The sequence below is a fragment of the Brevibacillus halotolerans genome, assembly GCF_026891775.1.
Lineage (GTDB): Bacteria > Bacillota > Bacilli > Brevibacillales > Brevibacillaceae > Brevibacillus_B > Brevibacillus_B halotolerans.
Genome location: NZ_JAPTNK010000055.1, coordinates 1 through 453, shown reverse-complemented (window position 1 = coordinate 453; position 453 = coordinate 1). Strand labels below are relative to the sequence as shown.

General features: G+C 34.2%; 1 protein-coding gene. It reads left to right on the top strand.

Translation table 11 applies throughout. The features are described 5' to 3' along the window. Nucleotides 1–453: DNA polymerase III subunit beta family protein (locus O0550_RS24110; RefSeq protein WP_463674881.1), on the top strand; the 453-nt coding region annotated here is incomplete at both ends.

The window sequence follows — 453 nt, the reverse complement described above, 5'->3', positions numbered from 1 at the left end:
ATCTTCGCAATTAGTACATCTGAAATAAGACCTATTATAACAGGGGAACGTTGGGTTTATGAAAACGAAGAGCTAATAATTGAATCTACAGATGCACATAGGCTTGCGAGAAGAAGAACGGAGGTTAAAGGAGATAAAGATACAATTGATTTCGTTTTTCCAGGTAAGTCACTAATGGAATTAGAGAAAATACTTAACGAAAGCAATGCTTCGATATATACAAATGGAGCATCTGTGCTTATTAGTTTTGGGAATACTACATTTATTTCACGTACCCTCGAAGGTGTTTATCCAAACACCTCAAAAATAATCCCAGAAAAATTCAGTACAGAAATAAAAATCAATAGACTCGAGTTGATAAAAGCACTCGATGGTTGCAACGTATTTAATGGTGGTAAAAATCCTCTCATTAAAATACAAATTCTTAACGATTCTACTGTCTCTCTTACGTCT